This is a genomic window from Vibrio comitans, assembly GCA_024346835.1.
GTDB classification, from domain to species: domain Bacteria; phylum Pseudomonadota; class Gammaproteobacteria; order Enterobacterales; family Vibrionaceae; genus Vibrio; species Vibrio comitans.
In genome coordinates this window covers 436,786-451,983 of sequence record AP024866.1, presented here as the reverse complement: position 1 = coordinate 451,983, position 15,198 = coordinate 436,786, and the positions used below count along the sequence as shown (strand labels likewise).

At 45.7% G+C, this 15,198-nt stretch carries 13 protein-coding genes; 1 reads left to right on the top strand and 12 read right to left on the bottom strand.

The window, feature by feature from the left end; genetic code table 11:
- Positions 1–13: 13 nt before the first annotated feature.
- The 9 genes from truD to rlmD all read right to left on the bottom strand — a co-directional run bounded on the left by truD (position 14) and on the right by rlmD (position 10,386).
- Positions 14–997, bottom strand: a complete 984-nt coding sequence (truD, locus tag OCU46_RS02190; protein ID WP_141273254.1) for a tRNA pseudouridine(13) synthase TruD — start codon at positions 995–997, stop codon at positions 14–16.
- Between the two features lie 16 nt (positions 998–1,013).
- Complete coding sequence (ispF, locus tag OCU46_RS02185; protein ID WP_141273253.1) at positions 1,014–1,493, bottom strand: 2-C-methyl-D-erythritol 2,4-cyclodiphosphate synthase; 480 nt, start codon at positions 1,491–1,493, stop codon at positions 1,014–1,016.
- Positions 1,490–2,191 (bottom strand): 2-C-methyl-D-erythritol 4-phosphate cytidylyltransferase, encoded by a 702-nt coding sequence (gene ispD / locus OCU46_RS02180; protein WP_141273251.1) that lies wholly within the window; start codon positions 2,189–2,191, stop codon positions 1,490–1,492. The genes ispF and ispD overlap by 4 nt, the downstream gene beginning before the upstream one ends.
- Before the next feature lie 22 nt (positions 2,192–2,213).
- Entirely contained in the window at positions 2,214–2,489 is a 276-nt protein-coding gene (gene ftsB, locus OCU46_RS02175; protein ID WP_141273249.1) for a cell division protein FtsB, read from the bottom strand.
- A 225-nt stretch (positions 2,490–2,714) separates the two neighbouring features.
- The gene (gene eno / locus OCU46_RS02170) at positions 2,715–4,016 is read right to left on the bottom strand and encodes a phosphopyruvate hydratase (RefSeq protein ID WP_141273247.1); all 1,302 of its coding nucleotides are present in this window, start codon (positions 4,014–4,016) and stop codon (positions 2,715–2,717) included.
- A gap of 79 nt (positions 4,017–4,095) precedes the next feature.
- The gene (locus OCU46_RS02165; RefSeq protein WP_141273245.1) at positions 4,096–5,736 is read right to left on the bottom strand and encodes a CTP synthase; all 1,641 of its coding nucleotides are present in this window, start codon (positions 5,734–5,736) and stop codon (positions 4,096–4,098) included.
- 152 nt (positions 5,737–5,888) lie between these two features.
- The gene (mazG, locus tag OCU46_RS02160; RefSeq protein ID WP_141273243.1) at positions 5,889–6,692 is read right to left on the bottom strand and encodes a nucleoside triphosphate pyrophosphohydrolase; all 804 of its coding nucleotides are present in this window, start codon (positions 6,690–6,692) and stop codon (positions 5,889–5,891) included.
- Between the two features lie 58 nt (positions 6,693–6,750).
- On the bottom strand, positions 6,751–8,973 hold the full coding sequence (gene relA, locus OCU46_RS02155) for a GTP diphosphokinase (protein WP_141273242.1): 2,223 nt from the start codon (positions 8,971–8,973) through the stop codon (positions 6,751–6,753).
- 99 nt (positions 8,974–9,072) lie between these two features.
- Entirely contained in the window at positions 9,073–10,386 is a 1,314-nt protein-coding gene (gene rlmD, locus OCU46_RS02150) for a 23S rRNA (uracil(1939)-C(5))-methyltransferase RlmD (RefSeq protein WP_141273240.1), read from the bottom strand.
- Between the two features lie 175 nt (positions 10,387–10,561).
- Here rlmD and barA point away from each other — a divergent pair, with 175 nt between their 5' ends.
- Positions 10,562–13,321, top strand: a complete 2,760-nt coding sequence (barA, locus tag OCU46_RS02145) for a two-component sensor histidine kinase BarA (protein ID WP_141273238.1) — start codon at positions 10,562–10,564, stop codon at positions 13,319–13,321.
- On the opposite strand, the gene acpS is transcribed toward barA, so the two are convergent.
- Genes acpS through recO form a run of 3 tightly spaced genes read right to left on the bottom strand, consistent with a single transcriptional unit; the run spans position 13,318 to position 15,145 of the window.
- The gene (acpS, locus tag OCU46_RS02140; RefSeq protein WP_141273236.1) at positions 13,318–13,698 is read right to left on the bottom strand and encodes a holo-ACP synthase; all 381 of its coding nucleotides are present in this window, start codon (positions 13,696–13,698) and stop codon (positions 13,318–13,320) included. The genes barA and acpS overlap by 4 nt on opposite strands.
- Entirely contained in the window at positions 13,698–14,429 is a 732-nt protein-coding gene (pdxJ, locus tag OCU46_RS02135) for a pyridoxine 5'-phosphate synthase (protein WP_141273234.1), read from the bottom strand. The genes acpS and pdxJ overlap by 1 nt, the downstream gene beginning before the upstream one ends.
- Positions 14,426–15,145, bottom strand: a complete 720-nt coding sequence (gene recO, locus OCU46_RS02130; protein WP_141273232.1) for a DNA repair protein RecO — start codon at positions 15,143–15,145, stop codon at positions 14,426–14,428. Before recO ends, pdxJ begins: the two co-directional genes overlap by 4 nt.
- Positions 15,146–15,198: the final 53 nt, after the last annotated feature.

Genomic DNA, 15,198 nt, shown 5'->3' with positions numbered 1-15,198 from the left:
AAACTGGGTACTCTTAATCAAACGAACGTTCGAAAGGAATCTCTTCAATCACTTCTCGCATGATAGACGTAGCGAAGCAACCAGAATCCAACCAGAATTTCACTACTACTTGGTCATTACTACTTTCCCAACTGAGCTGCTCTGGTAGCAATTTAATGGCTCTTCGGTCATGGCGCATGCGATTTCCTCGGATCAAAGCCATCAGATCAGGTTCTGCATCTACTGCTGCTTGCTCTATCTCTAGCGCAGCATCAGAGGTTGGTAAAGCGTTATCACCCGCTAAGGCTGCAGTAATTTCACCCAATGGCTCAGAGAGCACATCACCTGCAATAGCAGAGTCAAAACACTCTTTGTTTAAACGCTCAGAGACGATCTGATTAAATATCCACGAGCGTGCCGTTGAGAGATACAAGCTGCGTTTGTTTTGATTGCGAGTACGAACATTATCTCGGCCCCAGCGACGAGCTTCATCAAGGTTGTTGCCGTTATTTCCGAAGCGCTGTGCTCCGAAGTAATTTGGCACACCACTTTCAGAAATAGCCTGCAAGCGAGCTTCAACTGCAGTTACATCGGTCACCTCACTTAAGGTAAGTTCGAAGAAGTTACCTTTTAGATCGCCGGGACGAAGTTTCTTGTTGTGCCTAGTGACTTCGAGGATCTCGACACTTGGATGCATTTTCGTAAATAATGCGAAGTCTAAGTCATCACCTTTTGGAAGGTGCACACTTAGCCACTGTTCAGTGACAGCATGGCGATCTTTCAAGCCAGCCCAGCTTACATCTTTAGACTTAACGCCGCAGAATTTAGCTAACTCATTTGCCACAAAACTGGTGTTCTCTCCAGTCTTGCGAACACGCAACATCAAATGCTCACCACTGCCTAATAACTCAAAGCCTAGGTCTTCTTTCACTACGAAATGTTCAGCTTGAGCTTTAAGCTTGGCTTTAGCCGTTGGTTTACCGTGCTGGTAAGCAAGATTTGATAGTATGTCACTCATAGTTTGGAGTGCGCCTCTAGTTAGAAAGTTGAATCAGAACCACGGCTTCTACCGCAATCCCTTCTTTACGTCCGGTAAAACCTAAACGCTCTGTTGTTGTCGCTTTTACATTAACGTTGCCAAGCTCTGTCTGCAGGTCTTGTGCAATCGCTTCTCGCATACCTTGAATGTGCGGAGCCATTTTAGGTGCTTGTGCCATGATGGTGACATCGAGGTTGCCTAGCACATAGCCTAGTTCTTGCACTCGTCTGTATACATCCTTGAGTAACTCGCGGCTATTTGCGCCTTTCCACTTGTCATCCGTGTCAGGAAAGTGATGACCAATGTCTCCTGCTGCAATCGCACCAAGCAATGCATCGCATACAGCGTGTAGGGCAACATCACCATCAGAGTGAGCAACTAAGCCTTGCTCATAAGGAACGGCAACACCGCCTATGATAACAGGGCCTTCACCACCAAATTTATGTACATCAAAGCCGTGTCCAATACGGATCATAACTGCTCCTGAGTTGTAGGTCTTAAATAGAATTCAGCCAAGGCTAAGTCCTCTGGCTGGGTTACCTTAAGGTTGTCCGCACGTCCTTCAACGAGAAGCGGTGACAATCCGATGATCTCCATACACGATGCTTCATCAGTCACTAGATCGTGATTTTTTAAGGCTGACTGCAATGCCAATTGTAACTCGTGACAGCGAAACATTTGCGGTGTCAAAGCGTGCCAAAGATTGACACGGTCAACGGTGCCCTCAATCTCTTGATTGCCAGATGAGCGCTTCATGGTATCTCGAACCTTTGCTGCTAGGATAGCTCCTACAGGGTGCCGAGAACCTTCATCAATCAAGTTACAGATATCTTTAAGACTTACATTCGGTCTTGCTGCATCATGCACCAACACCCAGTCTTGATAACCTTGTTGTTTAAGATAATCGAGCGCATTTAACACTGAATCACAGCGCTCTTTACCACCCGCCACGCGAGTGACTAATGGATGATGAGCAAGAGAGGTCCCAGCAAAATATCCATCTTCTTGGCTTACAGCGATCACTACCTCAGAAATTGAAGGGTGTGATAATAATCTTTCTACTGTGTGTTCTAGAATAGTTTTTCCATGCAGCATGAGATACTGCTTCGGGCGATCTGCCTGCATTCGACTGCCTACACCAGCAGCGGGGACAATAGCGATATATTTATTCAAGTTGAGAACCGGTTATAAAAAATTAGTCCGAATCGATAATACGGTAGAAGGTTTCTCCTTCTTTAACCATTCCGAGTTCATGGCGAGCACGCTCTTCGATGGCATCAAGCCCTTGCCTTAGGTCGTCAATCTCAGCAAACATCTCATCGTTGCGCTTACGCAATTCTGAGTTCACAGAGCTTTGAATGGCAATTTCATCCTGAACTTGGCGGTAATCGTTAACGCCATTCTTACCGGCCCACAGCTTTGCTTGCATCAGCAAGAGTAAACCAAACAGCAATACGGAAAAAACACGCACGATAAAATCCTTCTCAAATAACTGGCTCTTATGGCCTTGCAGACAAAGAACCCAGCTAACCTTAGTTAGTTAATATTTATAACATATTCGTGTAATAGACGACATGCATCAAACTTAATGACAAGAAAAATACAAAAAAAAACACCTCGCGAACGCGAGGTGTTTATGTCTAAAACTAATAACTGAAAGCTATCAGCTTTAACGCTAAGCTAACTCAGTTAAGAATTAAGCTTGGCCTTTAACTTCTTTAAGACCGTTGTAAGGAGCACGCTCACCTAGTGCTTCTTCGATACGGATAAGTTGGTTGTACTTAGCAACACGGTCAGAACGGCTCATAGAACCAGTCTTGATTTGGCCTGCAGCAGTACCTACCGCTAGATCAGCGATAGTTGCATCTTCAGTTTCGCCAGAACGGTGAGAGATTACAGCTGTGTAACCTGCGTCTTTAGCCATCTTGATTGCAGCTAGAGTCTCTGTTAGAGAACCGATTTGGTTGAACTTGATAAGGATAGAGTTAGCAACGCCTTTCTCGATACCTTCAGCTAGGATCTTAGTGTTAGTAACGAATAGATCGTCACCTACTAGTTGAAGCTTGTCGCCTAGTAGTTCAGTTTGGTGCTTGAAGCCATCCCAATCAGACTCGTCAAGACCGTCTTCGATAGAAACGATTGGGAAGTTGTTCGCTAGCTCAGCTAGGTAGTGGTTGAACTCTTCAGAAGAGAAAGTCTTACCTTCGCCTTTCATGTTGTAGATGCCAGCTTCTTTGTCGAAGAACTCAGATGCAGCACAGTCCATAGCTAGAGTAACGTCTTTACCTAGCTCGTAACCAGCAGCAGCAACAGCTTCTGCGATAACTTCTAGAGCTTCAGCGTTAGACTTAAGGTTAGGAGCGAAACCACCTTCATCACCAACTGCAGTGCTGTAGCCTTTAGACTTAAGAACTTTAGCTAGGTTGTGGAATACTTCAGCGCCTACACGTAGAGCTTCTTTAAGAGTCTTAGCACCAACTGGTTGGATCATGAACTCTTGGATGTCAACGTTGTTGTCTGCATGCTCACCACCGTTGATGATGTTCATCATTGGTAGAGGCATAGAGAATTGGCCTGCAGTGCCGTTTAGCTCAGCGATGTGCTCAAAAAGAGGCATGCCTTTAGCTGCAGCAGCTGCTTTTGCGTTAGCAAGAGAAACAGCAAGGATTGCGTTAGCACCGAACTTAGACTTGTTTTCAGTACCGTCTAGGTCGATCATCACTTGGTCGATAGCAGCTTGGTCTTTAGCGTCTTTGCCAACTAGAGCAGTAGCGATTTCGCCGTTTACAGCGTCAACAGCTTTAAGAACACCTTTACCTAGGAAACGTGCTTTGTCACCGTCACGTAGCTCAAGAGCTTCGCGAGAACCAGTAGATGCGCCAGATGGTGCAGCAGCCATACCTACGAAACCGCCTTCTAGGTGTACTTCAGCTTCTACAGTTGGGTTACCACGTGAGTCGATAATTTCACGACCTAGAACTTTAACGATCTTAGACATTAAATGTTTCCTCTTATAATCAAAAAAATGTCAATTTTAAGGGGTGCTATACATCTCCGCTCAACACCCCAGCATTCCTTTACTTGTCGAATTCACCGCGTTGGAATTGACCTGCCGCTTTAACGAAACCAGCGAATAATGGGTGTCCATCACGTGGTGTCGAAGTGAATTCTGGGTGGAACTGAGCCGCCACGAACCAAGGGTGCGCAGGGTTCTCGATAACTTCCACCAATTTTTTGTCTGCAGATAGACCTGATACTTTAAGACCAGCTTTCTCAATCAACGGACGTAAATTATTGTTCACCTCATAACGGTGACGGTGACGCTCGTGGATCTTAGCGCTGCCGTAGAGTTCGTGAGCTTTAGTGCCCTTCTCTAGGTGACATAGCTGAGAACCTAGGCGCATTGTACCACCAAGGTCAGAGGTTTCGGTACGCTCTTCAACGTTACCTTCTTTATCAACCCATTCGGTAATCAAGCCTACCACAGGGTTTGGTGTTTCTTTGTTAAATTCTGTTGAATGCGCATCAGCGAGGTTAGCAACATTTCGCGCGAACTCAATCAGCGCTACTTGCATACCTAGGCAGATACCTAGATATGGAATGTTGTTCTCACGAGCATACTGTGCGGCACGAATCTTACCTTCAACACCACGGTCACCGAAGCCACCTGGTACTAGAATTGCGTCTAAACCGGCAAGTGCTTCTTCGCCCTTGCTCTCAACATCTTGAGAGTCTACATACTTAATGTGGACGTTGAGGCGGTTTTTCAACCCTGCATGCTTCAATGCTTCGTTCACAGACTTATAAGCATCTGGTAGTTCGATGTATTTACCGACCATACCAATGGTTACTTCACCCGTTGGATTCGCTTCTTCGTAGATTACTTGTTCCCACTCAGACAGGTCAGCTTCTGGCGCATTAATGCCGAAACGTGCACAAACTAGATCATCTAGACCTTGTGACTTGATGTGCTGAGGGATCTTGTAGATAGAATCTACATCTTTCATTGAGATAACTGCTTTTTCTTGTACGTTACAGAACAAAGCAATCTTCTTACGCTCGTTTGCAGGTACCATACGGTCACTACGACAAACAAGAATATCTGGTTGGATACCAATCGAAAGCAACTCTTTAACTGAGTGCTGTGTTGGTTTGGTTTTCACTTCGCCTGCTGCTGCTAGGTAAGGAACCAGCGTTAGGTGCATGAACATAGCGCGCTCACGGCCTAGTTCAACAGCTAGCTGACGAATCGCTTCCATAAATGGTAGAGATTCGATATCACCTACAGTACCGCCCACTTCAACAATCGCCACATCATGGCCTTCAGAACCAGCAATTACGCGGTCTTTGATAGCATTAGTGATGTGAGGGATAACCTGAATGGTAGCGCCTAGGTAGTCGCCACGACGTTCTGCTGCTAGAACGTCTGAGTAAACACGACCCGCTGTAAAGTTGTTACGCTTAGTCATCTTGGTACGAATGAATCGCTCGTAGTGACCAAGGTCAAGGTCAGTTTCAGCGCCATCTTCCGTGACAAACACTTCACCATGCTGAGTTGGGCTCATTGTACCCGGATCAACGTTGATGTAAGGGTCAAGCTTCATCATGGTCACTTTAAGACCACGAGCTTCTAAAATAGCCGCAAGAGATGCTGCTGCAATACCTTTACCGAGTGAGGAAACAACCCCGCCAGTAACAAAAATGTAATTTGTCGTCATGTTTAACCTGAAATTGGTTGAATGAGGGAAATGGATATCTTCTGGACGGGATGCAAATATACCAGAAGCCCTTTATCGCCACAACGTGAAACTTATCACAGGCATTTTTTTTATTTTTTGCTTCAAATCAATTCAAACATCTAAAGCAAGTTTTACTTCCGCTCATCTTGTTTTACTAAATCCCATAAAGAATCCAGATATTCAAGGTCACAATCATCTAAATTGCGCCCTTGCTCTATCACCTTTTTCTCTACAGCTCTAAAGCGTCTTTCAAATTTATTATTTGCTTTACCCAGAGCCACTTCTGGGTTGCAATTTAGGTGCCTAACTAGGTTCACTGTAGCGAACAAAAGATCGCCCAATTCATCTTCGACTTTCTCTTGTGCAACAGTGACTTGCAAGGCTTCATCTAACACCTCTTGCACCTCTTCATGCACCTTATCGACTACAGGCCCTATAGTGTCCCAATCAAAGCCATGTTTGGCGCAGCGTTTTTGAATCTTATTAGCACGACTGAGTGCAGGCAAAGACTTAGGTACAGAGTCTAGAATACTTTTTTCAACATTGCCTGAACGAGCTTTCTCTTTCGCTTTTTCCGCTTCCCAGTTGTCATTTATTTCTTGTTCATTGGCAAATTTCTCATCAGAAAAAACATGTGGATGGCGACGCACCAGTTTTTCGTTGAGCACTTCTAGCACATCTTCAAAATCAAACAGTTGCTGCTCTTTTGCCAATTGCGAATAGAAAATGACTTGAAAAAGTAGGTCGCCCAACTCTTCTTTCAGATTATCCCAGTCTTTATTTTGAATGGCGTCCACCACCTCATAAGTTTCTTCTATGGTATGGGGGACGATAGTCTCAAAGCTCTGTTTTTTGTCCCACGGGCAACCCTGATCAGGGTCACGGAGCGTGGCCATAATGGATAGCAGTTGTTCGATAGAGTTTGAAGCTGACATAAAATTTCCAATTCACATTCAAAAAATAAAGCCCCTGAAAAGGGGCTTGTTAGATAGGTTAACCAAGGCGTTTAACAGAGATAACGTCTTTGATCTGCTCTATTCGAGATTGCACCCGAGAGCTAATTTCAACACTGTTCACTTGGACATCTAAATCCATAATCGACATTTGACGCTTATGGTCGGTGCGTGAGCGCATACTCGCTACCTTGAGTTTTTCGTTGGTGATCAAGGTAGTGATGTCTTTTAACAGACCCGTACGCTCTAATGCCTCGACTCTCAAAGTCAAAATAAACGAGCCAACAAAGCCACTTCCCCAAACCGTATCTATGATTCGCTCTGGTGCATGATGCCTTAGCTCATTGAGTTGGTCACAGTCACTGCGATGCACTGAAATGCCTCGCCCTTGCGTGATATAACCACTGATTCTGTCTCCCGGTATTGGCTGACAACAGCGTGCTAAGTGGGTCATCAGGTTATCCACCCCCTCAACCACAACAGCGTCTTTGTGTGGCTTGCTCTCCAACGGCGCTGTCGAATCTACACTCTTGAGTTTTTCAAGAGCTTGCTTATCTTCCTCTTCCGCCGTTGGCTTGTTTACCAAGGCATTGATGTGATTAACCACTTGGTTAATACGCAAGTCACCACTGCCAATTCCCGCATACAACTCATCGGCTGAATTGACGTTGAAGCGTTTTAACGCGTAAAGATCAGCATCCTTCAAGTTAGCGCCAATCTTAGACAATTCTACTTCTAGAATTTCTTTGCCCGCATCGATGTTTTTCTCTCGGCTCTGCTTTCTAAACCAAGCATTTATCTTCGCGCGAGCACGACTTGAGTGAACAAAACCTAATGATGGATTTAGCCAATCTCGAGATGGGTTTGGCTCTTTTTGGGTGATGATCTCGACCTGATCACCCATTTCCAATTTATGAGTAAACGGTACGATTCTTCCTGCGACCTTAGCACCGATACAGCGGTGCCCTACCTCAGAGTGGATATGGTAAGCAAAGTCGAGAGGGGTTGCGCCCATAGGTAGATCGACTACGTCACCACGCGGGGTAAAGGCATAAACACGGTCATCAAAGACTTGAGAACGCAGCTCGTCCAGCATTTCACCGGAATCTGACATCTCTTCTTGCCAATCAAGCAGTTTACGCAGCCAAGTAATCTTCTCGTCATAGCCACTGCGTCCACCTGAACTGCCCTCTTTGTATTTCCAATGGGCAGCCACACCAAGCTCTGAATCTTCATGCATCTGCTTGGTACGGATCTGAATTTCTATAGTTTTCCCTTCAGGCCCAAGTACCACGGTGTGGATAGATTGGTAGCCATTAGGCTTTGGATTCGCGACATAGTCATCGAACTCACTAGGAAGATGCTTATATTTGGTGTGTACGATGCCAAGGGCGCCGTAGCAATCTTGAAGTTGGTCGGCAATAATTCGCACGGCTCGCACATCAAATAGCTCATCAAAGGCGAGCTTTTTCTTCTGCATTTTACGCCAGATACTAAAGATGTGCTTAGGACGACCGCTGACTTCTGCATTGATATTAGTGCGCTTCATTTCTGATTCGAGATCATCAACAAATTCTTTAATATACCGCTCGCGGTCGATGCGTCGTTCAGCTAGTTGCTTGGCAATTTTTTTATAGGTAGTCGGGTTTTGATAACGAAACGCATAGTCTTCGATTTCCCATTTAAGCTGACCAATACCCAGGCGGTTAGCAAGTGGTGCATAGATGTTCGCACACTCTTTCGCTACCGCTTGACGCACTTCGTCTGGGGCATCTTTCACTTCGCGTAGATTACAGATACGTTCGGCAAGCTTTATAATGACACAGCGGAAATCATCCACCATGGCCAGCAACATACGTCTAACGTTATCGACCTGGGAAGAGGCGCTACTACTCTCTAAGGAGGCATTAAGCTGACCGATGGCCGCCATCTCTTCAACGCCTTCGATCAGTTTCATGATCTCTTGACCGTAGCGCTCTTTCAGTTCTTCGGTATCAAATAAGCCACTGGATACCACTGGGAATAGCTGAGCTGCAAGCAGGGTCGCCCTATCCATAGATAGAGTGATCAATATCTCGATCATCTCACGCCCACGCCACAGCAATAATTCCTTTTGCTCATGACTTGCTAGCATTTCTTCACAATCGATGTACAGCTTGCGCAGCTTGTTCTCGGTTTTTTGCCCTTGTTTTAGACTGCCTACCCAGGCATCAAGGTTAAACTCTTCATCCTTTTTTATGTGCGCACTGCGTACCGCAACCATATTTCGTCCCTAAATAACTATGATTTTACTCTCGTACATTTCTTGCAACAGTATACCCCTAGGGCGATTCAGCTGTTTAGCAAAATTTGGAAATTTGCGTTATTTCTCAAATAACACCATGGATTCCAGATGCCCGGTATGAGGGAACATATCCAAAATCCTCATTTTCACTACCTTATAGCCTTGCTTAAGTAAGGATTCACTATCACGCGCTAGCGTCGCAGGGTTACAAGAGACATACACAATGCGCGAAGCGCCAAATGAAGAGAGTTTTTCTACTACACCAGCAGCGCCAGCTCTGGCAGGATCTAATAGGATTTTATCAAAGCGCTCACTCGCCCAACTTTCTTCTCCGGTAAGCTCTGCAAGGTTAGCTCGATGAAACTCAGCAGTATCAATACTGAGCGCTTGTGCATTGTTGTTCGCTCTAGAGACCATTTCATCGACCCCTTCAATGCCAACAACCGCTTTTGCCTTTGCGCTAAGCGGGAAGGTAAAGTTGCCAATGCCACTAAATAGATCTAGTACTCTTTCATTTTCGTTCACATCAAGCCATTCGATGGCCTTGGAAACCATCTGCTGATTCACAGAGCGATTAACTTGAATAAAATCTGTAGGTAAGAAATCCAATTCAAAGCCAGTCTCATTGCACCTTGGTGATTCACCGCACAATTTTCTAGGCTTACTCTGCCCTTCATGAAGATACAAAGTGAAGTTGTTCTGCTGGGCAAAATCGACAACCGCCTTGCTATCTTTAGCTCTTAGCTCAGCACTGGTGCGAAGCAAGATGACCTTGGTATTGTCAGCTTCAACCAACTCTAGATGACCAAGGATCTTAGGTTGGGACAAACCCTCTAACAAAGTCTTCATTTCTGGAAGCAGGCCGGCAAGCGAGTCGGATAGAACAGGGCATTGGCTAACGGTCACTATGTTTTTGCTCTGACCTTCTCTAAAGCCAAACTGTAATTTGTTCTTTTTTGTATCCCACAGCAGGCTGATGCGGGCTCTACGACGATAACTTCTGCTATTGCCCACTATTGGAACTTCTAACTCTTGCTGCGGTGCTACCTTAGACATCACCTTAGAGAAAGCTTGCTGCTTCACGTCTAACTGCTGCTCATAAGGCATATGCTGCAAGGTACATCCACCACATTGCTGAAAGTGCGGGCAAAATGCAGCTACGCGCTCATCACTGGCCTTTAATACTTTGATTAATTTAGCCTTTATGAATTTCGCTTTGCTTTCCACTGGCTGACATACCACTTCTTCACCGACCAAGGCGCCAGAAATGAACACTGGTTTCCCTTGGGCGTATGCCATCCCTGCCCCTTGAAAGTCGTACTTTTCAATGGTCAGACTCAAGTGCTTTTGCGTACGGTTGGTATTTTTTTGCGGTTTATAAAAGTTAGCCATAGAGGTGTGCCTAGTAAGTTTTAACGGTCATGCATCAAGCTTTTGACTGAGTTTTCAGTCTGACAGAGTTCTTGGGAAGCAATTTTAATTTCAATGATTTAGACTTAGGTTCAAGTTTAGGAAACTCAAAAGCCTTTGAAGGCTTATTTTTTCACATCCGGCACATTAATAAAACATGACAAGATACGGACTTCGCGCACGCGTAATAACATTGACTCTCGCCCCAACACTCATCGTTGGGATGTTGTTGAGCGTGTTTTTTACTTCAAATCGATATAACGACCTTGAAGCGCAATTAATCACCGCCGGAACCAACATTGTGGAGCCACTAGCGATTGCCAGTGAATTCGCTATGTTACAGCAAAATCGCGAAGCTGTGAGACGACTGATTAGTTATAGTCATCGTAAGCGTTCTGATGTGGTGCGAAGTATCGCAGTATTCGACGCCAATCACGAACTATTTGTTACCTCAAACTTTCACCCTAATTTCCAGAGCCTGATGTTCCCTCAATCAGAGCCTATTCCCCTGCACAGCACTGTTCAGTTAATTGACACCAAGCTTATTATCAGAACCCCAGTTATCGCTGAAGCGCAATTTGTGGCGCCTCAGGCTGACTCAAAAGAAAGTAATCAAGTGCTCGGTTACATCGCCATAGAGCTCGATCTCTCTAGCTTGAGACTTCAACAGTATCAAGAAATCGTGGTAGCACTGGTAGTGATGTTCCTCGGGGTGGGGTTATCCGCATTTTTCGCTTATCGATTGATGCAAGATATTACCGCGCCGATTACTCACCTGAAAAATAGTGTGGACCGTATTCGTCGCGGACAGTTGGACGTTCGTATTGAAGGCAAAATGCATGGTGAGCTTAATTCGCTAAAAAATGGTATCAACGCCATGGCTATGTCGCTCTCTGAGTACCATATAGAGATGCAGCACAGTATTGACCAAGCCACATCCGATCTTCGTGAAACCCTAGAGCAGCTCGAGATCCAAAACGTTGAGCTGGATATTGCTAAGAAACGTGCGCAAGAAGCCGCGCGAGTTAAATCAGAGTTCTTAGCCAATATGTCCCACGAATTGAGAACGCCGCTCAATGGCGTGATCGGCTTTACGCGCCAAATGCTCAAAACCAATTTGTCTCACAGCCAAACCGATTACCTATTAACTATCGAACGTTCGGCAAATAATCTGCTTAGTATTATCAATGACATTTTGGACTTCTCGAAACTTGAGGCGGGTAAACTGCTTCTAGAAAATATTCCATTTGATTTCCAAGAATCACTGGAAGAAGTGGTCAATCTACAAGCCCCAAGCGCCCATGAGAAAGGACTCGAGTTAACCTTAAAAGTAGACCCTAAAATCCCTGCTGGGGTTGTAGGGGACTCTTTACGTATCCAGCAAGTACTGACCAACCTAGTGGGCAATGCGGTTAAATTTACCGAGCGCGGCAACATTGACGTGAGTATTGAGCTTCGTACACAAAAAGAAGATCAAGTTGAAATTCAGTTTATGGTGAAAGATACCGGCATTGGTATCTCAGAGCGCCAGCAAGCACAATTATTCCAAGCATTTAGCCAAGCCGATGCCAGTATATCCAGACGCTACGGCGGTACGGGTCTTGGCCTTGTCATTACCCAAAAACTGGTTCGCCAAATGGGCGGAGAAATCAGTCTAACCAGTCGCCTGCACCAAGGCTCGACCTTCTGGTTCACAATTCGCCTCAATACCACTGACTTGCCACTAGAGCAGATCGATCTTACGGATATTCGTGGTAAAGAAGTGTTACTGATTGAGCAGAACCTTCAAGCGGCGAATGTGTTGCAGCAGCTGTTAACTCAAGAGAGTATCGTGACTCAATATCGCTCGGCGATCCCTGAATCTATTACTCCTCATGATTACATTATCTATAACGTTCCCGTAAATGAAATCATGGGAGAGGCCGAACTGGTCGAGTTTATTTACCAAGCCAAAGCAGTCTGTCCAAATGTCATTATTGGTCTGCCAAGCAATCAGTTAGCCTTGTCTGAGACCTTGATGTCTCAGCATGCTGTCACCTGCATTATCAAGCCACTGACTCGCACTAAGATCATGCAGGCCATGCTACGCGGTCAAGATAGTAGTGTTCCTATTTACGAAAAGCCTGAGCCATTGCTGCTTGAGAAGTTGTCACTTAAAGTCATGGCTGTTGACGACAATCCAGCCAACCTAAAACTCATCAGCGCCTTGCTTGATGAACATGTAGAGTCCGTAGTGACTTGCTCCAATGGTCAAAGCGCTGTCGACGAAGCCACACGCACTCATTTTGATTTGATCTTAATGGATATTCAAATGCCGGGCATGGATGGTGTAGCGGCTTGCCAAGCAATTAAGAAAACGGCAACTAACAAAGACACACCAATCATAGCAGTGACCGCCCATGCAATGAGTGGCGAACGCGATAGACTACTTCAAGCGGGTATGGATGACTACCTGACCAAACCCATTGAAGAGCGAGTTTTGCTCAAAGTACTCAACCATTGGGGTGGAAACCCTATTGATGATCCAGTGGTGATATCAACACCTGAGGTCGCCCCTACTCCAAGCAGCGACGTCATCATTGACTGGCGAGCAGCTCTAGCACAATCTGCGAACAAAGAAGACTTAGCCAAAGAGATGCTGCAAATGCTCGTTGACTATATTCCAGAGGTGAATGAGATTGTGGAGCAAGCGATTGATGAGCAGTTAGGATCTCGAGATGAGCTGATCCACCATATTCATAAATTACACGGCAGTAGCAGTTATTGTGGTGTCCCTAAACTTAAAAAGGCCTGTGCCCTGCTCGAACAGATGTTGCGTTCTGGGGAGACGATAGAGGATATTGAGCCTGAGTTGCTAGAGCTTCAAGATGAAATGGAAAAGGTACAAACGACAGCTCGCCTGTACCTACAGGATTAACGTTCGAGAATGACCGTAGCGACGGCGTAGTGCCTTTCATCAGAAATTGACAGATGAATATGAGCAACGCCGAGCTGCTGAGAGATTTCCAGAGCCTTGCCTGACAGCAATAGCTCTGGCTTGCCTAGGGCATCATTACTAATGGTGAAGTCTTGAAACGAAACGCCTTTCGCTATCCCTGTACCTAAAGCCTTAGAGGCAGCTTCTTTGGCAGCAAAGCGTTTGGCTAGGAACTTTGCCTTTGAGGTTAGCTGATGAAATCGCTCCATCTCAACCTCAGTTAAGATACGTTCAGCAAAACTAACACCGGTACGATTGAGCGCTTTTTCTACGCGCTCAATCTCTGCAATGTCAGTCCCTAAACCAACAATGGCCATTACTTGCGAGCCTGATCCATGATGGCTTTCATATCAGCTACCGCTTTGTTCAAGCCATCAAATACTGCACGTCCCATAATCGAGTGGCCAATGTTCAACTCGTAGATCTCAGGCAGTGCCGCTACAGGGCCAACATTATGATAGGTCAATCCGTGGCCTGCATTTACCGTGATGCCTAAGCCTGATGCATAGGTTGCGGCTTCAGCAATAACTTTTAGCTCTTTGTGTTGCTCTTCTTCAGTCTGCGCTTCTGCGTAATGACCGGTGTGAAGTTCAATGAAAGGCGCACCGGCAGCCTTTGATGCATCGATTTGCGCAGGGTTTGGATCGATAAACAATGAGACCTTGATGCCTGCAGCTGCCAGTTTTTCTGTAGCAGTTTTAATCTTGTCAAACTGACCCACTACGTCTAGACCACCTTCCGTAGTCAACTCTTCACGCTTTTCAGGAACCAAGCAGACGAACTCTGGCTTAGTTTCAAGTGCGATATCAACCATCTCATCGGTGACTGCCATCTCGAGATTCATACGAGTCTGAATAGTCTCCGCAAGAATGCGAACGTCTCTGTCTAGGATATGACGACGGTCTTCGCGCAGGTGAATCGTGATGCCATCAGCACCAGCACGTTCAGCAATTTCTGCAGCATGTACTGGATCTGGGTACTTAGTTCCGCGCGCATTTCGTAAGGTAGCAATGTGGTCAATATTGACCCCAAGTAAGATTGGATTCATTTTCCGATACTCCGTGTTCGGGGCATAAATAACTCCCGACTTTTTATTGGTTTTCCGCCAAGATAAGGCTTTAAGGCTATACGTGTAAAGCGCTTTGCCGCGCTCAACTGAGATTTAGAGGTAAAACATCTTTCACTCAAGGCTATCAACTCTTCCCCCATAAAGGTGAGGTTGTCTTTTCGCACTGATGCAATGAAGCCTTGCTGCTCTCGGTAACGATAGGTCATCTTGGGGTCTATAGGCTCCCCAGTCCCTGAGCAATGCATAAAATCCACGCCATACCCAAGAGCATTCAGCAAAGCGAGCTCAAAGCGGCGTAGCGCAGGCTCGGGGTTGTCAGCTTGGGCAAGCTCAGTTAAGGCATGCAGATAATCAATAAACAGCTCAGGGTAAGGTACTTCTTGGGCAATCACTCGCACCAATATTTCGTTGATGTACATGGCTGAATATAGATTAACACCACTCAGAGGCAGACCGAGACTAATCGGCTCGGCTTGGCGCAGGGTTTTCATGGAGCCGCCACCCGACCATTTGAGCAGTAAAGGCGTAAAGGACTGCAAAGCCCCTTTTAATGGAGAGCGCTTGCTTCTGCCACCTTTACTCAGGATGGTCACACGACCAAACTCCTCAGAAAAGACATCTAAAATCAAGCTAGATTCTGTGTAGGGGCGACGATGCAATACAAAGCAACGCTGGAAGCCTTCAATTACCGACATAGTATTGATGCCATAAAAAACTCCACGTCTAAGGTGGAGTTTTGAGTTTAATC